25 protein-coding genes are annotated in these 25,517 nt (G+C 65.3%); 16 read left to right on the top strand and 9 right to left on the bottom strand.

Annotation, left to right across the window (positions count from 1 at the left end; genetic code table 11):
- Both HQ354_RS22575 and HQ354_RS22570 read right to left on the bottom strand, forming a co-directional pair.
- On the bottom strand, positions 1-487 hold a 487-nt coding region (locus HQ354_RS22575; protein WP_222636278.1), incomplete at its 3' end, for a transposase.
- A 71-nt stretch (positions 488-558) separates the two neighbouring features.
- Positions 559-1,506 (bottom strand): sugar-binding transcriptional regulator, encoded by a 948-nt coding sequence (locus HQ354_RS22570; RefSeq protein WP_167678451.1) that lies wholly within the window; start codon positions 1,504-1,506, stop codon positions 559-561.
- A 128-nt stretch (positions 1,507-1,634) separates the two neighbouring features.
- Between HQ354_RS22570 and HQ354_RS22565 the strand changes: the two genes are divergently transcribed.
- The 10 genes from HQ354_RS22565 (at position 1,635) to HQ354_RS22520 (ending at position 11,733) form a co-directional block, all read left to right on the top strand.
- Positions 1,635-2,276 (top strand): SIS domain-containing protein, encoded by a 642-nt coding sequence (locus HQ354_RS22565; protein ID WP_243636793.1) that lies wholly within the window; start codon positions 1,635-1,637, stop codon positions 2,274-2,276.
- Positions 2,273-3,757, top strand: coding sequence for a xylulokinase (gene xylB, locus HQ354_RS22560; RefSeq protein ID WP_222635647.1), 1,485 nt, complete (start codon positions 2,273-2,275; stop codon positions 3,755-3,757). Before HQ354_RS22565 ends, xylB begins: the two co-directional genes overlap by 4 nt.
- On the top strand, positions 3,754-4,371 hold the full coding sequence (locus HQ354_RS22555) for a hypothetical protein (protein WP_222635646.1): 618 nt from the start codon (positions 3,754-3,756) through the stop codon (positions 4,369-4,371). The genes xylB and HQ354_RS22555 overlap by 4 nt, the downstream gene beginning before the upstream one ends.
- Positions 4,368-5,411: an NAD(P)-dependent alcohol dehydrogenase gene (locus HQ354_RS22550; protein ID WP_222635645.1), complete on the top strand. Its 1,044-nt coding sequence runs from the start codon at positions 4,368-4,370 to the stop codon at positions 5,409-5,411. The genes HQ354_RS22555 and HQ354_RS22550 overlap by 4 nt, the downstream gene beginning before the upstream one ends.
- Positions 5,408-6,172 carry an SDR family NAD(P)-dependent oxidoreductase gene (locus tag HQ354_RS22545; RefSeq protein WP_068430221.1) on the top strand — a complete coding sequence of 255 codons (765 nt, stop codon included), beginning with the start codon at positions 5,408-5,410 and terminating at the stop codon, positions 6,170-6,172. The genes HQ354_RS22550 and HQ354_RS22545 overlap by 4 nt, the downstream gene beginning before the upstream one ends.
- Positions 6,166-7,221, top strand: a complete 1,056-nt coding sequence (locus HQ354_RS22540) for a zinc-binding dehydrogenase (RefSeq protein ID WP_222635644.1) — start codon at positions 6,166-6,168, stop codon at positions 7,219-7,221. The genes HQ354_RS22545 and HQ354_RS22540 overlap by 7 nt, the downstream gene beginning before the upstream one ends.
- Positions 7,218-8,771 carry a sugar ABC transporter ATP-binding protein gene (locus HQ354_RS22535; RefSeq protein ID WP_222635643.1) on the top strand — a complete coding sequence of 518 codons (1,554 nt, stop codon included), beginning with the start codon at positions 7,218-7,220 and terminating at the stop codon, positions 8,769-8,771. The genes HQ354_RS22540 and HQ354_RS22535 overlap by 4 nt, the downstream gene beginning before the upstream one ends.
- Positions 8,768-9,787 (top strand): ABC transporter permease, encoded by a 1,020-nt coding sequence (locus HQ354_RS22530; protein WP_068430212.1) that lies wholly within the window; start codon positions 8,768-8,770, stop codon positions 9,785-9,787. Before HQ354_RS22535 ends, HQ354_RS22530 begins: the two co-directional genes overlap by 4 nt.
- Before the next feature lie 50 nt (positions 9,788-9,837).
- The gene (locus tag HQ354_RS22525) at positions 9,838-10,878 is read left to right on the top strand and encodes a substrate-binding domain-containing protein (protein ID WP_068430208.1); all 1,041 of its coding nucleotides are present in this window, start codon (positions 9,838-9,840) and stop codon (positions 10,876-10,878) included.
- A gap of 96 nt (positions 10,879-10,974) precedes the next feature.
- On the top strand, positions 10,975-11,733 hold the full coding sequence (locus HQ354_RS22520) for a GolD/DthD family dehydrogenase (RefSeq protein WP_222635642.1): 759 nt from the start codon (positions 10,975-10,977) through the stop codon (positions 11,731-11,733).
- Positions 11,734-11,777: 44 nt separating this feature from the next.
- On the opposite strand, the gene HQ354_RS22515 is transcribed toward HQ354_RS22520, so the two are convergent.
- The gene (locus tag HQ354_RS22515; RefSeq protein WP_222635641.1) at positions 11,778-13,286 is read right to left on the bottom strand and encodes an acyl-CoA synthetase; all 1,509 of its coding nucleotides are present in this window, start codon (positions 13,284-13,286) and stop codon (positions 11,778-11,780) included.
- Between the two features lie 120 nt (positions 13,287-13,406).
- Between HQ354_RS22515 and HQ354_RS22510 the strand changes: the two genes are divergently transcribed.
- The 5 genes from HQ354_RS22510 (at position 13,407) to HQ354_RS22490 (ending at position 16,703) form a co-directional block, all read left to right on the top strand.
- The gene (locus tag HQ354_RS22510) at positions 13,407-14,198 is read left to right on the top strand and encodes a LuxR C-terminal-related transcriptional regulator (protein ID WP_222635640.1); all 792 of its coding nucleotides are present in this window, start codon (positions 13,407-13,409) and stop codon (positions 14,196-14,198) included.
- Between the two features lie 87 nt (positions 14,199-14,285).
- Positions 14,286-15,455, top strand: a complete 1,170-nt coding sequence (locus tag HQ354_RS22505; protein WP_222635639.1) for an LLM class flavin-dependent oxidoreductase — start codon at positions 14,286-14,288, stop codon at positions 15,453-15,455.
- 2 nt (positions 15,456-15,457) lie between these two features.
- Positions 15,458-15,874 (top strand): SRPBCC family protein, encoded by a 417-nt coding sequence (locus tag HQ354_RS22500; RefSeq protein ID WP_222635638.1) that lies wholly within the window; start codon positions 15,458-15,460, stop codon positions 15,872-15,874.
- A 38-nt stretch (positions 15,875-15,912) separates the two neighbouring features.
- Entirely contained in the window at positions 15,913-16,215 is a 303-nt protein-coding gene (locus HQ354_RS22495; protein ID WP_261769021.1) for a hypothetical protein, read from the top strand.
- Positions 16,212-16,703, top strand: a complete 492-nt coding sequence (locus tag HQ354_RS22490) for a flavin reductase family protein (RefSeq protein ID WP_222635636.1) — start codon at positions 16,212-16,214, stop codon at positions 16,701-16,703. The genes HQ354_RS22495 and HQ354_RS22490 overlap by 4 nt, the downstream gene beginning before the upstream one ends.
- Positions 16,704-16,707: 4 nt before the next feature.
- Here the strand turns inward: HQ354_RS22490 and HQ354_RS22485 are convergent, their stop codons facing one another.
- The 6 genes from HQ354_RS22485 to HQ354_RS22460 form a co-directional block, all read right to left on the bottom strand.
- Entirely contained in the window at positions 16,708-17,589 is an 882-nt protein-coding gene (locus HQ354_RS22485; protein WP_222635635.1) for a TetR family transcriptional regulator, read from the bottom strand.
- A 62-nt stretch (positions 17,590-17,651) separates the two neighbouring features.
- Positions 17,652-18,905 (bottom strand): DUF4185 domain-containing protein, encoded by a 1,254-nt coding sequence (locus HQ354_RS22480; protein ID WP_222635634.1) that lies wholly within the window; start codon positions 18,903-18,905, stop codon positions 17,652-17,654.
- Positions 18,906-19,067: 162 nt separating this feature from the next.
- Positions 19,068-20,654, bottom strand: a complete 1,587-nt coding sequence (locus HQ354_RS22475) for an MFS transporter (RefSeq protein WP_167678427.1) — start codon at positions 20,652-20,654, stop codon at positions 19,068-19,070.
- Between the two features lie 55 nt (positions 20,655-20,709).
- Positions 20,710-21,792, bottom strand: a complete 1,083-nt coding sequence (locus HQ354_RS22470) for a galactokinase (RefSeq protein ID WP_167678425.1) — start codon at positions 21,790-21,792, stop codon at positions 20,710-20,712.
- On the bottom strand, positions 21,789-22,874 hold the full coding sequence (gene galT / locus HQ354_RS22465) for a galactose-1-phosphate uridylyltransferase (RefSeq protein WP_222635633.1): 1,086 nt from the start codon (positions 22,872-22,874) through the stop codon (positions 21,789-21,791). The genes HQ354_RS22470 and galT overlap by 4 nt, the downstream gene beginning before the upstream one ends.
- Complete coding sequence (locus HQ354_RS22460) at positions 22,871-23,653, bottom strand: DeoR/GlpR family DNA-binding transcription regulator (protein WP_222635631.1); 783 nt, start codon at positions 23,651-23,653, stop codon at positions 22,871-22,873. Before HQ354_RS22460 ends, galT begins: the two co-directional genes overlap by 4 nt.
- Before the next feature lie 156 nt (positions 23,654-23,809).
- Here HQ354_RS22460 and HQ354_RS22455 point away from each other — a divergent pair, with 156 nt between their 5' ends.
- Positions 23,810-25,516, top strand: a complete 1,707-nt coding sequence (locus HQ354_RS22455) for a sodium:solute symporter family protein (protein WP_068430176.1) — start codon at positions 23,810-23,812, stop codon at positions 25,514-25,516.
- Position 25,517: the final 1 nt, after the last annotated feature.

Here is a 25,517-nt window from a genome sequence, read left to right as displayed (position 1 = left end):
CGATCTTCGTGCCGTCGAGAGCGAGTTCACCGAACTGGCCCATCCCTGCTCTCTGGCACAGCACCAACACCTGGGTGAACAGGTTCTCGAACCCGGTGTCGTGTTGCTGGCGGAACCGGGCGATGACAGTGTGATCGGGAATGTCGTTGCCGCACAACACCCGGAACGCGACGTCGGTCCAACACAGTTTTTCGATTCGCCGCGAGGAGCGTTCCCCGACCGCGTAGGCGTAAATCAACAACGCCAACAACCGATCGGGGTTGTAACCACGCCGACCCGCTTGCGAAGTCGCGGTCCGCCGGCCCGGCCGGCGGCGATGGAACACCGAGGTGTCCATCGCCGCGACCGCGTCGATCACCAGCCACGCCACATGATCGTCATCGAGCCAGTCCCGGATATCGGGTGGAATCAAAAACCCCTGATCGAGACCGGAAGGTCGATAGTCACGCGCCACCCAGCCATCATCCCAAAGCAGGCCCACCACCACTCGAGCGAAACACCCTCAATTAAGCAACAGGCTCCAGGTTGCAACTATCCGCGCACGGGTGCGGAGCGCAATCAGCGCACGAGCCCCGCAGCGGTCCCGGCGTCGATGATCAGCGACGACACCAGTCCGGATTTCAGCACGGCTCGGACGGCCGCGACCTTCGCTTCACCCGCCGCAATGGCAATGACGTGCTCGATGCCGCGCAGGCCGTCCTCCGACACGCCCATCCGCCGGTCGTCCAACCCGTGCACGCGGTTTCCTTCCGCGTCGAGCAGTAGCGCACAGGACTCGGCCACCACGCCTTTCGCCGTCCAGTCCCTCGCCTCCGACGGCGTCAGCAAGTCGTACACCTGCGACAGACCCGGCCCCCACGCGCCGATGGAGACAACGGCTTTCGTCACCGAGGCATGGTGACGCAACGTCTCCTGAATTCCCCGACTGCTGCTCAGCGCAGCGCACGTGCGGGCGTCGGACACGACGAGCGGCGCGTACATCGACCACGCCTGCCCTCCCCCGAGTTCGGTGATTCGACGCACCAGTTCGGCGGATGTCGCACCGACGGCACCCGCCATGCCCGTCAACTGCACGACGTCGCATTCGGCGATGGCGTCGAGATGCGTCGTCATCCGGGACAACGTTCGACCACAGTCGACGCCGAGTACGTCTGCGGGCGTGACGATTTCGCTCAGCAGCTCAGCGGTGACGCGACCCACCGCGTCCCACAGCTCGTCCTGACCGTCACTGGCGGTACGGACCGCGAACGCCATCCGCAATCCGAACTCGTCCCTCAGTGCGCGCGAAAGTTCGATGTCGATCGATTCCGGGGCGTGCACGGTGATCTCGACCATTCCCGACGCGACGGCGTCCTCGAGAATGCGAGCCACCTTGAAGCGGGAAAGACCGAACTCGTCCGCAATCTGAACCCGTGTGCGCCCGTCGACGTAGTACCGACGCGCAATCAATCCTCGCTGGACGAGTTCCTCCGGCCCCACTCTGCGGACCTCGGACTCCTGCGGCATCCCCCCACCTTTCGCTGTCACTGACACCATCATCATCACATGCGCTCATCTGAGCAAGCTGATTGACACATGAGCACGGACAAAGCATGATCCTGTTCACTATGCATGTGAGCAGTGAGGTACGACATATGAGCAAGCTCGACGACGCCGAACTTCGGCGTCTCGCGCACACCGTGTTGGTCCGGGAGGCCGTCGGCCTGGCCAACCTCGCGGATACCGTCGAGCCCAGCGTCGTTCGCGTCGCCCGCGCCGTGGTCGAGACGTCCGGCAAGGTCATCACCACCGGTTCGGGAACGTCGGGAATCATGGCCGAGCGCCTGGCCCATTTGCTGTCCGTCTGCGGCGCACCCGCCCTCTACCTCCCCGCCATGGATGCACTGCACGGCGGAATGGGCGCGATCGAGACGTCCGATCTCGTGCTCGCCATCTCCAAGACAGGGCGCTCGTCCGAGCTCACTCGGCTGGTGACCCGCCTCGTCGAGCGCGGGGTTCGTGTCGTCGCCGTCACCGAGTCCGTCGAATCCCCCTTCGCGTCCGCGGCCACCGACATCGCGGAACTCCCTGCAACCCAGCCCGATTCCGACCCGGGAAACATGATCGCCATGGCGAGCACGCTCGCAGTCGGCGCATGGGGAGACGCGGTCGGCGTCGTCGCCATGTCGTTGAGCGGCCACACGATGCACGACGTCGTGAACTCGCACCCGGCAGGCGGCGTCGGAACTCGCGACGACGTCATGTCCGCGTCGAACGAACCGGTGGTCGGACTGTGACGCGACAGGTCGTCGTCGGTGTCGACTCGTCGACACAATCGTGCAAGGCCGAGGTACGCGACGCCGAGTCGGGCGAGCTGCTCGCCTCCGGGTCCGCGCCTCATACTCCCGCGTTCCCACCGTGCAGCGAACAGGATCCGCGTTCGTGGTGGGAGGCGCTGGTGATCGCCGTCCGAGCCGCGCTCGCCGCTGCCGGCGACGTACAGGTGACCGCGCTGTCCGTCGCGGCACAGTGCCACGGCCTGGTATTGCTCGACGCCGAAGGTGAGCCGCTGCGCCCCGCGAAACTGTGGAACGACACCACAGGCGCGGAGCAGCTCGCGAAGCTCGTCGAGGCGATCGGTGGCCCGAAGTGGGTGCGCCGCATCGGTTCTCTTCCGACCGCTGCATTCACAATCGCAAAACTCGCGTGGGTCGCCGAACACGAACCCGCGACGCTGGACGCCACGCGTCGAATCCTGTTGCCGCACGACTACTTGACCTTCCGGCTCACCGGTCGCGCCGTCACCGATCGATCCAACGCGTCCGGCACCGGCTACTTCGACGCGACGACGTCGACCTGGCTGCCCGAATTCCTGGATGCGGCCGCGGGTCCACGCGACTGGCTGCCGATGCTCCCGACAGTCCTCGGAGGCGCCGAGCCCGCCGGGGCACTGACCGAGTCCGCGGCCGCCGCGCTCGGCCTCACCCGTTCCGTGCTCGTCGGAGCAGGCGCGGGCGACCAGCACGCCGCATACCTCGGACTCGGTCTGAGCGACGGCGACCAGTACATCGGTCTCGGTACGTCCGGCGTGTTCGCGACCTCGACGCGCACACCGGTGTTCGACGAGGCAGGCATCGTCAACGGCGTCGCCGACACCACCGGCGGGTACCTGCCGCTCGTCTGCACGCTCAATGCAGCCCGAGTCGGTGATACCGCCGCCCGAATCCTCGGAACCGACCACGCCGGGCTCGCCGCTCTCGCCCTCGCCGCCGAACCCACCGTCGGCCCGACACTCGTGCCGTTCCTCGACGGCGAGCGGACGCCGAACCGTCCCTACGCACGGGGCCTGCTCTCGGACCTCACGTCGGCGACGACGCGCGAGGAAATGGCACGCGCGTTCCTCGAAGGTCCGCTGCTGTCTCTACTGGCCGGTCGAGATGCGTTGCGCTCGTTCGGGATCGACTGCAACGGCCCGCTCACGGTCGTCGGCGGTGGCGCCCGGTCACCGGCTACGCTGCAGCTGCTCGCCGACCTTTCCGGCGACACCGTCACCGTCCCCGACGCCGACGAGGCGACGGCACGTGGTGCATGCGTGCAGGCAGCAGCCGTAGCAGCGGGCGTCGACGAGGCGGGGATGGTCGAATTCGCACGGCGATGGACCCCACCCGCACGGACGACCGTCTCGCCGCGGGAGACCACCCGGGACATCACCGAAGTCCGCGCACGCTGGGCGGCAGCAACTGCCGTCGACGCACTGGACCGGCGGGACAACGCATGACGATCACGCTGGCTCCCTGGCACGTCGGGTACGAAAAGCACCTGGCCGGAAGCGTGTACGCCGCAGCACCAGGACTTCGGACGCAGGCCGCCGAGGCACTCGTGGCGGCAGGGATCGCGGTGCACGTCGACGTCATGGCGCCCGGCGAAGGTCTCCCCGTCGGCGTCACGCTGGACGAACTGGACGGGCTCGCTGCCATCGTGCCGCGCGACATGCTCGGAGTGCACCTCGTCGGAAGCGCAGACGGAGTCCGCGCCATGCTTCCTCGTATCCCGGACGTGGGCGATCTGTACGTGCCGCTCGGCACACCCGGTATCGGCTCGTCGCGAGTGTGGGCGGCGGTGTGGGACGAGGTCGACGAGGCGAGCGCATCGACGGTCGATCTGACCGGGTACGACGGTGCGCTGCTCATGCTTCTCGAACCCGGAACATCGGGAGTTGCCGACCCCGATCGCCTCTCGATCGCCACAGCCCTCGCACGTCGAATCGACGTCACGCTCGACGGCGGAGTGACCGAACATCTGATGCCTGCATGCCTGAGTACCGGTGCGTCGACCGCCGTCGTCGGCCGCGCCCTCATCCTCGATTCCCCTCTGCCGGAAGGACACTCATGACCACCGCAACACCGACACCGCCCGCATCGTCGATGCGCGCGAGTGTGATGACGGGCGTGCGCACGCTCGAGATCGAAGATCGCCCCGTTCCGACGCCCGCACCGAACGAGGTGCTCGTCGAGGTCGCGGCAGTGGGCGTCTGTGGTTCGGACGTTCATTACTATCGCGAGGGTCGCATCGGCGACTTCGTGGTTCACGACCCGATGGTTCTCGGCCACGAGCTGTCCGGACGGATCGCTGCCGTCGGCGAGGGTGTCGACGAGAGCCGCATCGGCCAGCGCGTCGCCGTCGAACCCCAGCACCCGTGCCGCCGGTGCGCGCAGTGCATGGCCGGGCGTTACAACCTGTGCCCCGACATGAAGTTCTACGCGACACCTCCTGTCGACGGCGCCTTCTGCCGCTACGTCACGATCGACGCGGACTTCGCCCACCCGGTTCCGGATTCGCTGTCCGACGAGGCCGCAGCACTGCTCGAGCCACTGTCGGTCGCCGTCACCACGATGCGCAAGGCCGGGATCGCTCCCGGGTCGTCCATCCTGATCGCAGGCGCAGGCCCCATCGGCATCATCACCGCACAGGCCGCACGCGCCTTCGGTGCTGCACGAATCGTCGTCTCCGACCCGGTGGCCTCGCGGCGCGAGCGCGCCCTGACTTTCGGCGCCACCGAAGTGATCGATCCGACGGTCGACGAGGTCGCCGCGCTCGACCCCCAGGTCGACGCATTCGTCGACGCCAGCGGTGCCGTCCCGGCCGTGCAGAGCGGCATCCGCGCCGTCGGACCTGCAGGGCGGGTCGTTCTGGTCGGAATGGGCGCCGACGACTACCCCCTTCCCGTCAGTCACATCCAGAACCTCGAGATCACGGTCACCGGCGTGTTTCGCTACACCGACACCTGGCCCGCTGCAATCCATCTCGCGTCCTCCGGACTGGTCGATCTCGACCGGCTCGTCACCGGACGCTACGACCTCGAGCACGTCGCCGACGCGCTCGAAAGCGACACCGACCCTGCCAGCCTCAAGTCGATAGTGGTGCCTGCATGAGCAACAATCCTTTTGATCTGACCGGACGTACCGCGATCGTCACTGGCGGCAACCAAGGACTCGGACGCGCGTTCGCGTTCGGTCTCGCCGCGGCGGGCGCCAAGGTCGCCATCGCCGGACGCAGCGCGGAACGCAACGAGAAGGTCGTCGCCGAGGCCGCAGCCGAAGGCCATGAGTTCGCGGCCATCACAGCCGACATCACCCGGCACGCCGACGTCGAGCGGATGACCGCCGAGGCGATCGACACGCTCGGTCACGTCGACATCCTCGTCAACAACGCCGGAACCTGTTACCACAACGACTCGTGGGACGTCACCGAAACCGAATGGGACAACGTCTTCGACCTCAACGTCAAAGCGTTGTGGGAGTGCAGCATTGCCGTCGGCGCCCACATGCGCGAGCGTAAGAGCGGATCGATCGTCAACATCGGTTCCATGTCGGGCATCATCGTCAACCGCCCGCAGATGCAGCCGGCGTACAACGCGTCGAAGGCCGCCGTACACCATCTCACCAAATCCCTTGCCGCCGAATGGGGCCCGCTCGGCATCCGCGTCAACGCCGTGGCCCCCGGCTACTGCAAGACCGAGATGGCTCCGGTGGACCGTCCTGATCTCAAGCGCTACTGGATCGACGACGCACCCATGCAGCGATACGCGATGCCCGAGGAAATCGCTCCGAGTGTCGTGTTCTTGGCAAGTGACGCAGCGAGTTTCATCACCGGTTCGGTTCTCGTCGCGGACGGAGGATACACAGCATGGTGAGCACCGAGGTGTCCACCGTCCGGCGCATCCTCGTCGAAGGCATCGACAGCGTCAGCGTCGAGACGGTCGCGACTCCGGAAGCGGCGACCGGAGAAGTCCGCGTACGCAGCACCGTCGTCGGCATCTGCGGATCCGATGTCCACGCCGCACACGGTCGGCATCCGTTCATCGACCTTCCGTTTCGGCCCGGCCATGAGGTCGTCGGCGTCGTCGACGCAATCGGCGACGGTGTCGACGCATCCCTCGTGGGCACACGCGTAGTGGTCGAACCCAATCTCGCCTGCGGGCACTGCACTCAGTGCCTCGCCGGGCGTTACAACATCTGCGCCGAACTCGCGGTGTTCGGGTGCCAGACACCCGGCGGCCTGACCGACGCGTTCACGATCGCTGCCGACCGCGTGATCCCTCTCGACGACGCACTCGACGACCGTCATGCTGCACTCATCGAGCCCCTCGCCACCCCCGTTCACGCTGTACGACGGGCCGCGACACTCGTCGACGGACTCGACGGCAAACGCGTCGCAGTGTTGGGCGCGGGGCCCATCGGATTGTTCGTGCTGCTCGCAGCACGTCGTGCAGGTGCGACCGTCGTCGTCGCCGATCTCCTGGAGTCGAAACGCGCTCGGGCGCAACGGCTCGGCGCCGTCGGCAGTTTCGATCCGACCGCGACGGACGCAGTCGCCACCGCGAAAGAAGCCCTCGGCGGGCCTGCCGACGTCGTCATCGACTGTGTCTCGCGGGAATCGTCGGTCGCTCAGGCAGTCGACCTCGTGGACAAGGGCGGCGTCGTCCTGATCGTCGGCGTTGCTGCCGGCGCGACGGCGGTACCCCTCGACCTCGTTCAGGACCGCGAGATCATCGTCGCCGGGTGTCTGATGTACGTCCGCGAGGACGTCCAGGAGGCCATCGACATGCTGACCGAAGGCCTCGTCCCGATCGACGAGTTCGTGACCGGCGAATTCCCGCTCGATCGCGCCGCCGACGCGTTCACGGCGTCGACCGATCCCGAACACGTCAAGGTACTTATCACCGTCGGAGGACGACCGTGACACGGCTGCTCGAATGTCGAGAGGTGACGAAGAGTTTCGGTGGAGTGCCTGTCCTGAAGGGCATTTCGCTCGAGCTGGAGCCCGGCACCGTCACCGCTCTGGCGGGTGAGAACGGCGCAGGCAAGTCCACTCTGATGAAGATCGCGACCGGTCAGATCCGCGCCGACACGGGGACCGTCACGATCGGCGAGCACACCTTGTCCGCCGGCGACCCGAGGGATGCCGTGCGGCACGGTGTGGCCATCGTGCCGCAGGAACTGGCGTCGATCGACGACATGACGGTGTACGAGAACATGTTCGTCGGCCGCGAGAAGCGCCGCGGCTTCTTCCTGGACCGCCGCGCGATGATCGACGAGGCAGCGAAAGCGCTTGCGGTGTTCGACGTCTCGATCTCGCCGACCGCACGGATGGGCAGTCTGCCCGTCGGCCTGCGCCAGATCATCGAGATCGTCAAGGCCGCGCGGACGGGCGCGCAGGTCGTCATGCTCGACGAGCCGACCTCTGCGATCTCCGAGCGCGAGGTCGAGGGTCTCTACAAGGTCATGAAGCAATTGCGCGATCGCGGTGTCGCCATGGTCTACACGACCCACAAGATGGCCGAGATCCGTGCCATCGCAGACCGAGTCGTCGTGCTGCGCGACGGAAAGCTCATCACCGACGAGAAGCTCACCGACATCACCGACGACGAGATCGTCACCGCGATGATCGGACGTGAACTCGAAACACTGTTTCCCGACGTCGTATCCGGCACGGGTGACGTCGTCCTCGAGGTCGAGAACCTGCACGTTTCAGGCGCTTCGGCTCCGGTGAACTTGACGGTGCGGCGCGGCGAGATCGTCGGTCTGGCCGGACTCGTCGGCGCCGGCCGCACCGAACTGCTCGAAGCACTGTTCGGTATGCGCGCGGTGACGTCGGGAACAGTCAAGGTGGACGGTCGCACGGTCCAGAAAGGCAAGCCCGCTGCGGCCATCACCGCAGGCATGGCGATGGTTCCCGAAGATCGCAAGATCAACGGCGTAGTCCTGTCGATGAGTGTGTTGGACAACGGATCACTGCCCAGACTGTCGAGCTTCAGCATCGCCGGTTGGCTGCGAAACAGGACGCGCACCAAGACGGTCTCCGACGCCATGGAGTCGGTGCGGCTGCGCAGCCGAGGAATGGGACAGTCCGTCGGTACTCTTTCCGGCGGAAATCAGCAGAAAGTCGTGCTGGCGCGGTGGTTGACCGGTACCGTCAACGTACTGCTACTCGATGAGCCCACTCGTGGCGTCGATGTCGGGGCCCGCTCCGAGATCTACCGCATCATCACCGAATTCGCCAGTCGCGGAATGGCTGTCGTGATGGCGTCGTCGGACATGCCGGAGATCGTTGGACTGTCGCACCGCGCGTTCGTCATGCGCGACGGCGCGTTCGTCGGCGAACTCGATCGGGACGCACTCGATCACCCCGAAGTTCAAGACTCGGTCTTCCGCATGGCGACCGCCCTGGACACACGTAGCGAAAACCCTGCGGCCCTTGACCGGTCGCCACTCGAGGAGGCACAACAGTGACAACACCCGTCGCTGAACCGGACGCCAAGACGTCCGTCTCGGCAACGACCGGAGAACCGGTGCGCCGATTCTCCGGCGCGTGGGCCGGAGCTCTGGCATTGCGTTATTCCATGGTCATCGTCATGCTGCTGGTGATCGGCTACTTCTCCTACCGCAGTGCTCGCTTCGGCACCGTCGACAACCTGCAGACCATCCTCGTGGCGGCCGCGCCGTTCGCGTTGATCGCCCTCGGGCAGACACTCGTCATTCTCACCGGTGGCATCGACCTGTCGGTCGGCAGCGTCATCGCAGTCTCGGCCATGGCGTCCGCCGCCGTGGCCAAGGCCAACCCGGGCCAGATCTGGATGACGGTACTCGTGGCCGTGGCAGTCGGACTCGTCGCCGGTTCGATCAACGGTTATCTCGTTTCTCGCATCAATGTGCCCCCGTTCATCGCAACACTCGGTATGCTCACGGCCGGTTCGGGTTTCGCGTACGTGATCGGCGGTGGCGCTCCGATCAACGGCCTTCCGTCCGAGTTCGGACAGATCGCCAACACCAAGATCTTCGGAATTCAGATTCCGGTGCTCGTGATGATCATCGGAATCCTCGTGCTGGCCGTCGTCATGAAGCGAACTGCGTACGGCATGCGGGTCTACGCCGTCGGTGGCAACCGCACGGCGGCCGAGATCGCCGGCATCAACGCCAAGAACGTCCTGTTCAGCGTCTACGCGCTGTCAGGCGTGCTCGCGGGATTGTCGGGTGTCATGCTTGCCTCTCGCGTCATCTCGGGCCCGCCGAATCTCGGCCAGGGATACGAACTCGACGCGATCGCCGCGGTCGTCATCGGCGGCGCGAGCCTCATGGGCGGACGCGGAACCATCTGGGGCACCGCGCTCGGCCTGTTCATGATCCAAACGCTCAACAACGGTCTCGACCTTCTCGTCGTCCCCGCCTACTGGCAGGACGTCATCAAGGGCGTGCTCATCGTCGCCGCGGTGTCGGTCGACGTCTGGTCCTCGAAACGAAGAACCTGACCGATCTTTTCCGAACCCTCGCACAACCCTTCACCGATCTGGAGATGACAATGAAGTTTGCTTCCAAAGTGCTGACCGTGGCTGCCGCCGGCGCGCTCACTGTCGGCCTCACCGCCTGCGGCGCAGGTGATACCAGCGCACAGGACGGCAAGACTCGTATCGGCGTCACCGTCTACGACATGAGCTCGTTCATCACCGCGGGCAAGGAAGGTATGGACACCTACGCCGCGGCGAACGACATCGAGTTGCTGTGGAACTCCGCCAACAACGACGTCTCGACGCAGGCAAGTCAGGTGGACTCGCTCATCAACCAGGGCGTCGACGCGATCATCGTCGTGCCTGCCCAGGCTGATTCGCTTGCCCCGCAGGTCCAGTCCGCCAAGGACAAGGGAATTCCGGTCATCGCAGTCAACGCAGCACTCGAGACCGATCAGATCTCCGGCAACGTCCAACCCGACGACGTCGCCGCAGGCGCACAGGAAATGCAGATGATGGCCGACAGGCTCGGCGGACGCGGCAACATCGTCATCCTGCAGGGACCACTCGGCGGATCCGGTGAGATCAACCGTGGCGCAGGCATCGACCAGGTTCTCGCGAAGTACCCGGACATCAAGGTTCTGGCCAAGGACACCGCGAACTGGAAGCGTGACGAAGCCGTCAACAAGACGAAGAACTGGCTCTCCAGCTTCGGTGACCAGATCGACGGCGTCGTCTCGCAGAACGACGACATGGGCCTCGGCGCGCTGCAGGCACTGAAGGAAGCCGGACGCACCGACGTTCCGATTGTCGGCATCGACGGCATCGAGGACGGTCTGAACGCCGTCAAGAGCGGCGAGTTCATCGGCACGTCCCTTCAGAACGGCACCGTCGAACTGTCCGCCGGTCTCGCCGTCGCGAACCGCATCGCCAAGGGCGAAGAGGGCGACACCGCGCCGGTGTACGTCATGCCTGCCATCACCCAGGACAACGTCGACGTCGCCATCGAGCACGTCGTCACCGAGCGTCAGGCCTTCCTCGACGGTCTGGTCGAACTGACGAACAAGAACCTCGAGACCGGCGACATCGCCTACGAGGGAATTCCCGGTCAGTAGCTCGACCGAAGTCGATTTCACTTCGAGGCGGGGCGGTGCCCCTCCATGCCCGCCCCGCCTCGAACACCACTGCTCGAACGAAAGGTGTGCCCTGACATGACGTCCCTCCCCGCGCCCGTCGACTTCTCGTTCGACGGCATGGTGGCCGTGGTATCCGGCGGTGCGTCGGGTATCGGCGCTGCCATCGGTGCAGCCTATGCGGCACAGGGCGCCACCGTGGTACTGCTCGATCGCGACGGCGACGCGGCCGCCGGAGCTGCGTCGGACATCGGCGCTCGCAGTGTTTCCTGCGACGTGGCCGACCGCGAATCGGTCCGTTCCGCAGTCGACTCGGTGATCGCCGATTTCGGACACGTCGACGTTCTGGTCAATTCGGCAGGCGTGGCGCGTCTGGCACCTGCCGAAGACCTGTCCGACGACTTCTGGAACCTCACCATCGACGTCAATCTCACCGGCACGTTCCTGATGTGCCAGGAGTTCGGGCGCGCCATGCTCGAACGCGGCTCGGGCCGCATCGTCAACATCGCGTCGCAGGCGGCCACCGTCGCCATCGAGGAACACGCCGCCTACTGCGCCTCGAAGTTCGGTGTACTGGGGTTGACGAAAGTCCTTGCCGCAGAGTGGGCGGGTCGCGGCGTCACCGTCAACACCATCTCCCCCACCGTCGTCATGACGCCCCTGGGTCGCGAAGCTTGGTCCAACCCCAAGGGCGACGCTCTGCGCGCCCGCATACCGGTGGGCCGCTTCGCGGAAACCCACGACGTCACGTCGGTTGCCGTCTTCCTCGCCTCCCCCGGCGCAGCCATGATCAACGGCGCCGACATCCTCGTCGACGGCGGTTACACGATCTTGTAGTGCGGCTGCGCCACCCGTGCGTGGATGGTTGGCCCAGGTTGCAGCTATCCGCGCACGGGTGCGGAGCGCAACTCCCGCTTCAGAAGTTTGCCGCTCTGGTTACGCGGGAGCTCGTCGACGAACGTGACGGTCTTGGGCACCTTGAACGGTGCGATCAAGCCCTTCACGTGGTCGACGATCTCCTGCGCGGTCACGCCGTCCGCGCCGTCCTTCAGCACCACCACCGCGGTCACGGCCTCGATCCATTTCTCGTCGGGCGTACCGATGACGGCGACCTCCGCGACAGCGGGATGCGTGTAGACGGCGTCCTCCACCTCACGTGAGGCGACCAGAATGCCGCCGGTGTTGATCACGTCCTTGATCCGGTCGACGACGGTGATGAACCCTTCGGCATCCCGCGTCACGAGATCACCGGAGTGAAACCACCCGTCCTGGAACGCTTCTGCCGTCGCCTCGGGCTTGTCCCAGTAGCCGTCGCACAGTTGCGGTGAGCGGTAGAGAATTTCACCGGGCTCGCCGTCGGGAACGTCGTCGCCGTTCGCGTCGACGACACGTGTCTCGACGAAGAACACCGCACGACCGCACGAGGCAGGACGCTCCTCGTGCTCCTCGGGTTGCAATACCGTTGCGAGCGGACCGATTTCGGACTGTCCGAAGCAGTTGTAGAAGCCCAGGTCCGGATACCGCTCCCGTAGACGGTTCAGTACGGTCACCGGCATGATCGACGCGCCGTACTGGGCCTTGGTCAGGGACGACAGGTCACGCGTCTGCAGATCCGGATGATTCGCGAGCGGCACCCACACCGTGGGCGCGAGGAACAGCGAACCGATCCGGTCCTCCTCGATGCGCCGCAGGATCTCCGGCACATCGGGACGCCTCATCAGATGCACTGTCGCACCGACCGACAGGTACGGCATCGTGAACACGTGCATGCCGGCCGAGTGGTACATCGGCATCGCGATCAGTGGATTGTCGTCCTTGGTGAAACCGAGCGCGATCACCGACGAGACGTACTCCGCGATCAATGCGCCGTGAGACATCATGGCGCCCTTCGGTTTCGACGTCGTCCCCGACGTGTAGAGCAGCTGCGCCAGGTCACTCGATTCTGCGGCGGACTCGAGTTCGTCGACGCTTTCGGAACCGTCGAGCAGGTCCGGAAGAGCCAGCACGTGATCGACCGGCAAGTCGGCACGGACGGAGTCGAGCGTGGCCGCGAGTTCCGGGTCGACCAGTACCGCGCGCGAACCGGACTGCTCGACAAGGTATTTCAGCTCGTCCCCGACGAGTGCGTAGTTGACCGGAACGTGCACCAGCCCTGCCCGCGCGCACGCGAGGAACCCGACGACGTACGCATCGGAATTCACGCCGTACGCGGCGACACGGTCGCCGGTGACCAGCCCCAGCGCGAGCAGGCGTCGTGCGGCCCGGCTGACCGCATCGTCGAGCTCGCGATACGTGTGGCTGCGGCCCTCGAACGTGATGGCGGTGCGCTCGGGGAATCGGGCGGCCGACCGGCGCAGTACGCCGTCGATGGTGTTGGCTCGGGTGCTCATGAGCGGAGATTATCGTGCGGCTGTGCCACCCGTGCGCGAACAGTCGGTCCAGGATGCAACTATCCGCGCACGGGTGGCGAAGCCGCCCGAACGAACGTCCGCATTGGTTACCATCGCGGGATGCGCTCCTCCGTGCCCGAAGCCGCCTCGTCGTGGCAGGACACACTGTCCCCCGAGCATCTGCGTCGCATACTCGGGGTCCTCGACGTGTGCCGCACTTCCCCGGGTGGCACGCAGTTCAAGGAAAGTCTGGTCGACGCCATCGCGACGATCTTCGACGTCCGCGACGTCACGTTCTTCTTCGGATCGACCTATCCGACGCTGTTCGCCGACCCCGCGCCGCTGCTCACCGGGGCCGCCGAGCCGCTGCTCGTCGAATACCAGGAGCGATGGCGCGACAAGGACGTCTTCGCGCTCCCGCAAGCCCGACGCACGCTGACCGACGACGGGTTCGCGACGCTGGACGATCTCGCTCGTCTCCCGGTTCCGCAGAGGTCCTACGTCGAGGACTATCTGGCATCGCACGGGATGGGCACCGCGTCGGCGATCCACCTTCGCTTCGCCGACGGCGAGGCCCTCGTCGGAATGTTCGACCGCGAGCGCTACTGGGATCTCGGCGATCTCACCGCGATCCGATTGCTCGCCGCCCACCTGCGCGTGGCCAGTCGATCCATCGTCATCGGTGACGACGTCGACGCAGAGGACCCGCTCGCGGGGTTGACTCCCCGACAGGTCGAGGTGGCCGAACTGATCAGTGACGGCTTGACCAACGCGCAGATCGCCGCCGAACTGACACTGACCGAAATGACTGTCAAGAAATACGTGAGCCGAATCTTCGAGGCCACCGGACTACGCAACCGCGCAGCTCTCACGGCCTCGTTGCTGCGCAGAAACGGGTCGGCTGCCCGTTAAGTTGTCCACTTTCGAGGACTGTCAACGAGTGTGGCGTGGGTCATACAGTCGCTGGGACCCCATCCCCTCGTCACAGTTGGAGAACCGATGACGCGCCTGAAGTTCGGTACGTTCCTCGCCCCGATCCACACACCCGGACAGAACCCGACGCTTCTGCTCCAGCGCGATCTCGAGCTCGTCGAATACATCGAGAAGCTCGGCTACGAGGAAGCGTGGTTCGGCGAGCATCACTCTGCGGGCGCCGAGATCTACGCATCCCCCGAGATCATGATCGCCGCCGCAGGCGAACGCACGAGTCGTATCAAGTTGGGCACCGGCGTCACGTCGGTCAGCTACCACAATCCACTCTGGGCAGCCGAGCGCATGGTGATGCTCGACCACCTCACCCACGGCCGCGTCCTGTTCGGCCTCGGTCCAGGATCGCTGCCGACCGACGCCGCGATGCTCGGCCTGTCGCAGATCGACACCCGCGAGCTGTTGGCGGAGAACGCCGACATCATCATGCGACTGCTGCGCGGTGAAACCGTCAGCGCGAAGACCCGCACGCACGAATTGTTCGACGCGAAGATCCAGATGGCCCCGTACTCGGATCCGCTGTTCGACGTCGTCGTCGCCGCCATCGCGTCGCCGACCGGCGCTCGCCTCGCCGGCAAGCTCGGCATCGGCCTGCTGTCCATCGCCGCCACCCTGACCGCCGACGGCTTCAGTGCACTGCAACACCATTGGGGCATGCTCGAGGAATTCGCCGAGCAGGCGGGACGGTCCGACGAAGTGGATCGTTCGACGTGGCGCCTCGTCGGCCCGTTCCACATCGCCGAGACCGTCGAGCAGGCATACGAGGATGTCGAGCACGGGATCGAGTACTGGTTCAACTACCTGCAGCACGTCGCCGCGTTCCCGCAGATGGACGTCCGCGGTGAGAACAAGAAGGAGATGATCGACTTCATCAACACGTCGGGCATCGGCGTCATCGGTACCGCGGGGCAGGCACGCGCACAGGTGCAGCGACTCGTCGACCAATCCGGCGGCTTCGGCACGTTGCTGCTGCAGGGCCACGACTGGGCGAACCCGCAGGCCACCAAGCGTTCCTACGAACTGTTCGCACAGGACGTCATGCCGTACTTCCAGGGCCAGGCGCAACCGATGCTCGACGCGGCAGCCCATGCCGAATCGGTCCGCGAGGGCCAGGCCGACGAGCATCGCAAAGCCGTCGACCACATGACGAAGAAGTACAACGCCGAGTTGGGAAGGGCCTGATCATGGCAACCGTCTCGGTACGACAGGAGTTCGCCCAGAGCCCGTCCGCGCTGTGGGCCGTCGTCGGCGATCCGGCGGCTGCCGCGTCGTGGATCCCGTCGCTCGGCTCGGCCACGATGGAGGGCGACGTCCGGCACGGTGTGTTCACCGACGGAAACCCGGTGCGGGAACGCATCGTGGCCCACGACGACGAGAACCGCACGTACACGTACGAATACGTCGACGGGCCGCTGCCGCTGGCCAAGTACGTGTCGACGATTCGCGTCGACGCCGCGGGATCCGGATCGGTCGTCTCGTGGGACGCGGAATTCACCGCGTCGGGTGACGCCCCGGCCGCGTTGGAGAAAGATCTCGAGAGCGGCATCGGCGACATCTACCGCGCCGCACTCGACGAAGCCGGGCGGCTGGCCCAGTCGTGACGGACGGTCTTGCTTCACTGTTCGACAAGGTCACCGTCATGCACTCGACCAGCGAATGGGCCGACGTGCATCGTGACCTCGTCGACGTTCTGGGTCCGGCCGTCTTCTCCGACGGCCGGGCCTGGGCCAGTTTCGGCGCGGTCAGCCTGTCCGACGAATCCGGGCCTGCGTGGTCCCTTCTCGCGAAGACGACCGATCTCGAGGCCGTCGCCCGGGCCGCGGAAGACCTCGGGTGGGACGTCGGCACACCGGTTCGAGGTGGTCACGAAACGCGCCTCCCTCTGCGCTCCCCCGCCGGGCTGACCGTCGTCGCCTACGCACCGGAAGGAAAGACCTCATGACCGCACCAGCGCACGACCCCACGCACTTCCGCACGGTGTTGGGCCAGTTCTGCACCGGAGTCGTCGTCGTGACCTCGGTCGACGACGCCGGAAGCCCGCTCGGCATGGCCGTCGGGTCGTTCACCTCCGTCTCGCTCGACCCGCCGTTGGTGGCGTTCTTCGTCGCGCACACTTCGACGACGTTCCCGAAAATCGCTGCCAGCGGGCGGTTCTGCGCGAACATCCTGTCCCACGACCAGCTCGACCTCTGCCGGGCGTTCTCCAAGTCCGGCGGGGACAAGTTCGCGGGAATCGGTTGGCATCCGACCGAATCCGGTGTCCCGGTGTTGGACGGCGCTCACGGCTGGATCGACTGCGCCATCGACAGCGTGCAGCGGCTCGGTGACCACGACCTGGTCGTCGGCCGAGTCGAGCAGCTCGACACCGACGGCGCCGACGAGTCTCCTCTCGTGTTCTACCGCGCCGGGTTCCACGCACTGCAGCGCTAGGGCCTCAGCCCCCGTCGCCCAGGGGTCGGTGCGCAACGAGGTCGAGGGCGAACCGAACGTACGCGGCCGCGATCTCCTCGGGCTGCTCGTCGCCCTGCGGGTTGTACCACTGGGCGACGGACACGCACATCGTGACGACGGCACGCGCGGCCTCGTGCGGTCGGTTCGTTCCGAACAGGCCGAGGTCGACGCCGGACTGCACCTCGACGTCGACCATTCGCTGCAGCGCAACGCGTTTCGTGGCGATGGCGGCGTAACTGCCGTCTTCGAGGCTGCGCATCTCGCTCGATCCGACGAAGCCCATTTCCTTGCGGTAGCTGTGGTAGAGCGTCAAGCTTTCGACGAGGCGTGAGAACCGCTCGACGTGATCGTCGGGATCGCACTCGTCGCGGGCGGCGGTCGCGCGTCGCAGTAGATCGGTCATAGTGAGCTCGAACAGGGCGACCAGCATGGCCTGTTTGCTGGGGTAATAGTGGTAAAGCGCGGACACGCTCGATTCCGCTTCCTCGGCGATGTCGCGAATCGAGCAGCCGTGGTAGCCCTTGCGGACGATGCAGGCCAGTGCGGCCCGCAGGACGACATCCATCGGGACGTCGTCGAACTCGCGCCAGTTGCCGGTGGTGGATTCGTCCTCGTCGGGCCGCCTCGACGCGACGCTCACCGAACCCGTCGCGAACAGATCGGCGGGCGAGACACCGAGCGCGATGGCAATCTCGTGCAATCGATCGACACTCATGGTGGTTCTGCCCTTCTCGAGGGCGGTGATGGTCGCCGGGCTCAGTTCGAGACGTCGCGCCAGTTCGCGGAGGGACACACCCGTCGCCATCCGGATCTCGCGTACGCGCGCCCCGATGTGCACCCCGGGACTGTCTGCCATGGACACCATCTGTTCAGCGTAACGGAACGCGATTGTTCGGCACGATCGAACGACTCGGACATGCGTCAGGTCTAGGGCTTCAGCGCATCGAGATTCGTCCGTAACAGCAACACGTTGTAGTCCGACCACCGAGAAGCCGTGAAATACAAGTCTTTTCCGTTGGTCGTCGGGTGAATGTAGGGCGCGTAGATGCCACCCGAGGTGTTACGGGCGTCGAGCAGCGTGGTCGGCGCGGTCCACGGGCCCTCGGGCTTCTCGGCGGTCCGAGCGACGATCGTGCGGTTCGCCTCGTTGCCGTACAGCATGATGTACCGCTGCAGGTAGTCGTTCCAGGCCACCGACAACTCGCTGACGGGTTCTTCGACGACCGAGACCGAATCGGCGACATCCGTCGACCACGGTCGTGCAGGATCCGCCGTCGAATACTCGTACTTGCCGAGATCGAGAATGTTCTCCGGCAGGACACGAGACAGGAAGGCTGCGCCGAATCGTCCATTGGGCGTGCCGAATTGGTAGATGTAACCGTCCTGCCCGCGTGTGTACGCGTTCATCTGGAACTTGCCGTTGCTCTCCTCGACCTGCTCGACGCCGGGGATCGTGACACCGGCATTGACACGGATCGTCGACGGCGCCGTCGCCCAGGTCTGGCCGTTGTCGTTCGAGACGGCGATCGCAGAGAAGTTCGTGACCCACCGCCCGGGCGCTCCCCATTCACGCACCGACATGTAGTTCATGTACTGGACGCCGTCGATCGAGATGGCCGCGGTCGGGATCGTCGTGTCCTCGACCTTCGGCAGTCCGAGGCTCGGAATGACTTCACTGGCGAAGTTCGCGGCGAGTGGCTGCACGACCGCGCCCGAGTCGACATCACCCGGAACAGCCGGGCCGACGGTGATGCCGTCGGACAGGTTGTCGTCGTTCGACCTCAGCAGAACGTTGCTGCGCCACTGCTGACCGGTGACCGAGCAGTTACCGAAGGTGTCGCCGAACGCCATCAGCGTCTGACCTGCACCGTTGTCCCAGCTGATGCCGAGGTCGGTGCCCGAGATACCGAGGGTCTCGTACGTGTCGTTGGGACTCTGCGGTCCGGTGACCCACGCGATCGACTGCGTGGCGCCGGTATCGATGCGCGGCAACGGGCCCTGCGGGCCTCGTGGATCTCTGCCGTCGCCACTTCCCGACGATCCGAACAGCGGCGACGACCCCGGGCCGCCCAGTCCTCCACACGGTTCCGCCGACGCGACAGGGCCGGCGAGGACGGCGAGCCCGCTCGTCATCAGAGTGAGGGCCGCACCGAGTGCGATCTGTCGACGTCGTGTGCGCATACGAATCCTCACGGGGGTCGTGTTACTCGTGTGACTGATGTGGTGAGTGTTACTGAAATGGACTGTTTGCGCAAGAAATGGGCAACGGCAAACCCCGTTGTAGCGGAATGACATTGGTGTGATTTACGTGGGAATGCAGCGATGCGACGGGCAGCGGGGACGCTACTCGGGCGGTCTCTGCGGAACGGCACCTGTGAAGAACAGGGCGGTCACCGCCAGGAGTGCGGTGAGCGACAACGCCATGCGCAGAGCTTCGAGACGCGCATCCGCATTGAGCTGCACGATGTCGTTCACTCTGGCCTCGTCGATCGAGGCATCCTCGGCGGCCGCGCGCAGCTGTGTGTCGGACAGGAACGGTACACCTGACGACAGTTCGGTCGACGCCTGCTCCTTCACCGCGGCGGGGACATCCGAATTGCCCTGTATGCCAGTGACTATCGACGCGCTCAGCGTGGCGATCAAGACCGAGCCGATCAGAGCCGTTCCGAGGGATGCCCCGAGATTGGTGGCCGTGTTCTGAAGTCCACCGACCTCTGCACTCTGCGAATCCGGCACCGCGGACACCGTCACCGCACCGAGTTGCGACGCGAGCGCACCCAGTCCGACACCCATCAGCAGCATCGGTAGTGCAACGATCCCCGCGTTGGCCCCCGGATCCAATCCAGCGACCAGGATCAGGATTCCGACGATCATCGACGCCCAGCCCGCTCGTACGACACGTCTGGGATTCGCGCGCGGCCACATCCGCGGAATGCCTGCGGCCGAGACGAGGAGCGCCACCGACAGCGGCAGCAGTCGAAGTCCGGTCTGCAACGCACTGAGTTCGAGGACGACGGACAGGAACAACGGGACGGTGAAGAAGACACCGGCTTGCACGGTGAATTGCGAGAAGAACATGGTCAGGCCACCGGTGAGCTGGCGGTTTCGCAGCAGTTGTGGGTCGACGAGCGGCCGCGCATCCGTGGCCGCGAGGTGAGTTTGCCAGCGCAGGAAGACGTACAGCAGCACTGTTCCGGCGAGGATCAGCCAGATCACCGGCGACAACCCCAGGATCACCGGGCCGCCCGTCTGCGCACGCACCCAACCCCATTCGCCGGAACGCAGGACACCGAACACGATGGATCCGAGACTGACGATCGACAGCAGTGAGCCGACGACGTCGAGCCGGGCAGGCTCGGGTGGAACATCCTTGACCCGGCGCAGAACCGCCAGAATGACCACGACGAGAACGACTTCGCCGAAGAACACGTACCGCCAGGAGGCGAACGTCGTCACGGCACCGCCGATCAGGGGGCCCGCGGCGACCGCCATTGCCCCGGCCGCTGCCACGAGACCATAGGCGCCTGCACGTCGCTCGGGCGGGAAGTTGGCCGCGACCAGCGCCACGATGGCCGGCATGATCAACGCAGCACCGATGCCTTCGAGCAGTGACCACCCGAGCAACAGGACGGGAAGTCCGGGTGCGAGACCCGTCGTGAACGAGCCGGCGCCGTACACGACCAGTCCGATGCCGAAGGCCCGTCTGCGCCCGATGATCGTGCCGATCTTTCCGCCGGTGATCATCAGTGTCGCCATCACCAGCGTGTACAACGTGATCGCAGTCTGAATCCCGGTGATGGAGGTGTCGAGGTCGGCCGCGACCGACGCCATCGACACGTTCATCACCGAGCTGTCCAACGTCATCAGGAATTGGCCTGCGGCCAGTACCGCAAGCACCAACGACGAACCGGACTTCACCCGGGCGGGCATCCTCCGATGATGCGCCGGGAGCTGCCGCCTACGAATCACCCGGGGAGGGTGACTGTCACCGCTGTACCGCGGCTCCCGCGCCCGCACGGGCGGTGAAGATCGTGGGTGCCGGGTAGCCGCTTTCGGCGATGTCCGACGCGATCTTCTCGGCGATCGCATCTTTCTCGGCGGCCTTGACGAGAGCGATGACGCACCCGCCGAATCCGCCGCCGGTCATGCGGGCCCCGAGCGCACCGTGCCGGACCGCCGAGTCCGCGATGAGATCGATGTGCGGTGTGGTGATCTCGAAGTCGTCGCGCATCGACGCATGCGACTGATTCATCAGATCACCGACGCGGCGGAATCCGCCGGCCGTCAACGCTATTCCGCAGTCGAGGACGCGTTCGTTCTCGGTCAGGACATGCCGTGCTCGGCGACGGTCGGTCGGATCGTCTATTCGGCTCAGGACATCCTGCCCCTGCACTTCCCGGAGCGAATCCGCCCCGAGAACGTGCGCCGCCCGTGTGCAGGAATCCCGACGCGCCGCGTATTCCCCTGTCGAATGCTGATGTGCTGCATGGGAATCGACGACCAACAACGCCAGACCGTGACTGGCCGGGTCGAAGTCGACGGGCGTGACGTCGGCCGCCTCGAAGTCGACGAGGAGCGCGCGGTCGGCTTCGCCGTGGAGCGACGCCAGCTGGTCCATGAGGCCGGTCGGGGCGCCGACGAAGTCGTTCTCGGCACGCTGCGCGATCCGCGCGACATCGAGAAGGTCGAGTTCGACGCCGGTCGCTTCGTTCACGGCCAACAGCACCGCACATTCGAGCGCTGCGGACGACGACAGTCCCGCGCCGATCGGCACAGTGCTGCTGATCGACATCGTGCCGCCGACGACGCGGTGGCCCGCCTCGGCGAGCGCCCAGACGACGCCGGCCGGGTACGCGGCCCAGCCGTCGACGTCGCCGGGTTGTACGGTGACGTCGAAGGCGTGCTTCCCTGCCTCCCTGTCTGTTTCGAGCGTGATCGTCGTGGAGTCGTCCGGCTCGAAGCGGACGGTCGTACGCTGCTCGAGCGCAATGGGCATTGCGTACCCGAGGTTGTAGTCGGTGTGTTCACCGATCAGATTGATGCGCCCCGGCGCGTGCGCGACGATCACTTACGCAACTCCTTCAGTCGGTCGGCCATCTGTTCCGGCGTCACGTCGGTGATGAACGCGTCCATCGCCGACTCCGACCCCGCCAGGAATTTCAGCTTCGTGGCGGACCGACGCACCGACATCAATTCGATGTGGAAGTACCCGTCCTGCTGACCGCGATCCGGTCGATACTGATGTAGCGCCGAAATGTAGGGCAGCAGTGTGGGATACATTCGGTCGAACCGACCTAGCACGTCGAGGTACACGTCGGTGAGCCCGTCGAGCTCCGGTTCGGTGAGGTCGGTCAGGTTGTGCACGTGGCGATTCGGATAGATGTGCACCTCGACCGGCCAGCGCGCCGCGAACGGCACGAACGCCGTGAATTGCCCGTTCGACGCGATCACTCGGACACCGTCCTGAATCTCTCTGGCCAGGATGTCCTCGAAAAGGTTTGCGCCGTCGTTGTTCTCGGCAAAAGTGCGAGCCTGACGCAGCATCGACGTCGTTCTCGGCGTCAGATACGGGTAGCCGTAGATCTGGCCGTGCGGGTGGGACAGCGTGACGCCGATTTCCTCTCCCCTGTTCTCGAAGCAGAAGACCTGCTCGATCCCCGGCATCGCCAACAGCGTTTCCGTCCGCTGACGCCAGACGTCGACGACGAGCCGTGCGTGCTGGTGACTCAGTTCGAAGAACGACGTCGTGTGGTTGCTGGAGAAACAGATGACCTCGCAGCGGCCGACGCCGGGACCCGAATCGCTTTCCGGGTCCAGCGGTTCGGCGGCAGGTCCTCCGTGCGACAGGCTGGGGAAACGGTTCTCGAACACGACAACGTCGTAGTCCGCGGCCGGCACCTCACTCGAATCGCCTCGCGGGGACGGACACAGCGGGCACTGATCGGCCGGAGGCTTGTAGGTGCGGTCCTGACGCAACGCGGCGATCGCGATCCAATCACCGGTCTGACGGTCACGACGAACCTCGGACTGCGCGACGGTGGGGCGCGGCGACAGCGGCCTCACATCCGGCACCGGACGAACGTCGTTGCCGGGCAACGAGAAGAAGAGTATTTCGCGACCGTCCGCCAGCGCCGCCTGTGTGATCTTCATGCATTCTCCGTCTCGGCTACGACAATGGTGTCGACATGTTTCGCGAGTGCCCTGCGGTCGGCGGACGCGAGTCCGTCGTCCACGACGAGCGTGTGGACGTCCGACATCCGTCCGAACACGTTGGTTCCGACCTCGCGGTACTTGGTGTTGTCGGCGAGCACGAACAGTCGCCGACCGGTGGCGATGAGACGTCGATTCGTCTCTGCCTCAGCGATATTCGGTGTAGTCAGCCCCGATTCGACGTCGAATCCGTGCACACCGAGGAAGACCGCGTCGACACGGAAAGAATCCAGCGCCGCGTTGGCGACCGGACCCACCAGCGCATCGGACGGCGTGCGCGATCCTCCCGTCAGGTACACGATGGGGTCGGGTTCCGACGGGTGCCCGGTCAGCTCCTGAAAGATCGGGATCGAATTGGTGACGACGGTGATCGAACTGCGTCCGCGCAGTAGCTTGGCCAGCTCGAGCGTCGTGGTTCCTGCGCTGACCGCGATGGTCATACCGTCCTCGACCGCTCCGAGAGCTGCTCGACCGATCGCCACCTTCTCCGCGTGCTGACGTGCGGCCTTCGCCGTCGACGGTGGTTCGACGCCTCGGTTGTCGCGGGCGATCGCGCCACCGTGCACCTTGCGCAGAACCTCCCGCTCGTCGAGAACGTCGAGGTCACGCCGGATGGTCATCTCGGACACGTCGAGACTGTCCGCGAGGTCGACGACCTTGACGGCACCCTCCGCGCGAAGCGCCGACATGATTCGTTCATGCCGCTCTGCTGCGAGCATCCGCTTCTACCTCCGAGTCCCTGGTGAAATCGAACATTACCAAACATCGAGCCGGCAAATAACGGTCGAATCTGTACGTAAATGTTTGGCTCTGTTACTTTATGTTCACATTGCTCACGACCGTGAGCCAGCTCACTCGACCAGGGAGGTTGACGCGTGACGTCGAACCTTGCGGCAGAAGGCGCGTTGTCGTTCAACACGAACGCGCTGGACTACGTCCTCATCGCCGTATATTTCGTATTCGTCCTCGGAATCGGATACGTAGCCCGCCGACAACTGTCGACGAGCCTCGACTTCTTCCTCTCCGGCCGTCGGCTACCCGCATGGGTCACCGGCATCGCATTCGTGTCCGCGAATCTCGGAGCCGTGGAGATCATGGGCATGTCCGCCAACGGCGCCCAGCTCGGTCTTGCCACGATGCACTACTACTGGATCGGAGCGATCCCGGCGATGCTGTTCCTCGGCATCGTCATGATGCCGTTCTACTACGGCTCGAAGGTGCGCAGCGTTCCTGAGTTCATGCGCAAGCGGTTCGATTCCAAAGCGCACCTGGTCAATGCGATCAGCTTCGCCGTCGCGCAGATCCTCATCGCGGGTGTCAACCTGTTCCTGCTCGCGACCGTCGTGAGAACCCTTCTGGGATGGTCGCTCTGGGTGTCGCTGGTCGTCGCCGCGGCAATCGTGTTGACGTACACCGTCCTCGGCGGCCTGTCCGCCGCCATCTACAACGAAGTGCTGCAGTTCTTCGTCATCCTCGCTGCGCTCGTGCCGCTGACGGTCATCGGGCTCATCAAGGTCGGCGGCTGGTCCGGGCTGAAGGAAAAGGTCGTCCCGACGGTCACCGACGGCAGTGTCACCGCGTCGACGGGTGAACAGCTCTCGTCGTGGCCCGGGCAGGCGTTGAGCGGTTTCGATTCCCCGATCCTGTCCATCGTCGGCATCGTGTTCGGACTCGGATTCGTGCTGTCGTTCGGCTACTGGACGACGAACTTCGTCGAGGTGCAGCGCGCCATGGCGTCCGATTCGATGTCCGCAGCCCGGCGAGCCCCGATCATCGGCGCGATCCCGAAGATGTTGGTGCCGTTCGTCGTCGTGGTCCCCGGCATGATCGCGGCCGCGGCCATCGGCGACATGATCAACCTGAAGCAGAACGGCACCGGCGACATCACCTACAACGACGCCATGCTGTTGATGATGCGCGACATCCTGCCCAACGGTTTGCTGGGCGTCGCCGTCGCCGGTCTGATGGCCGCGTTCATGGCAGGTATGGCCGCGAACATCTCGGCGTTCAACACCGTGTTCAGCTACGACCTCTGGCAGCAGTACATCGTCAAGGATCGCGAGGACGGCTACTACATCACGGTCGGACGCGTCGCGACCGTCGTCGCAACGATTCTCGCGATCTTCACCGCGTTGATCGCGTCGGGATACTCCAACCTGATGGACTATCTGCAGACGTTGTTCGGATTCTTCAACGCACCGCTCTTCGCCACGTTCATCCTCGGTATGTTCTGGAAGAAGATGACGCCCGCGGCCGGGTGGATCGGGCTCGTGTCCGGAACGGCGTCAGCGGTATTCGTGTTCGTCCTGTCCGAGGTCGGGGTGATCAACCTGCCCGGTCAGGGCATGCCGTTCGTGGCCGCATCCGCTGCGTTCGTCGTCGACATCGTCGTCAGTATCGGTGTCAGCATGGTGACCCGACCGAAACCGGCGAAGGAACTGGTCGGCTTCGTGTACTCCGAGACTCCTCGCGAGATGTTCGCCGACCCCGAAGATGCCACCAACCCGTGGTTCAAGCGGCCGGTTCCGTTGGCAGGCTTCGCGTTGGGCCTCGTCGTCGTTCTCAACATCGTCTTCCACTGAT

Source organism: Rhodococcus sp. BP-261, from assembly GCF_019835205.1.
In the GTDB taxonomy this organism is placed as follows: Bacteria; Actinomycetota; Actinomycetes; order Mycobacteriales; family Mycobacteriaceae; genus Rhodococcoides; species Rhodococcoides kyotonensis_B.
The sequence above is the reverse complement of the archived record's forward strand: the minus strand, read 5'-3'. Positions and strand labels throughout refer to the sequence as shown.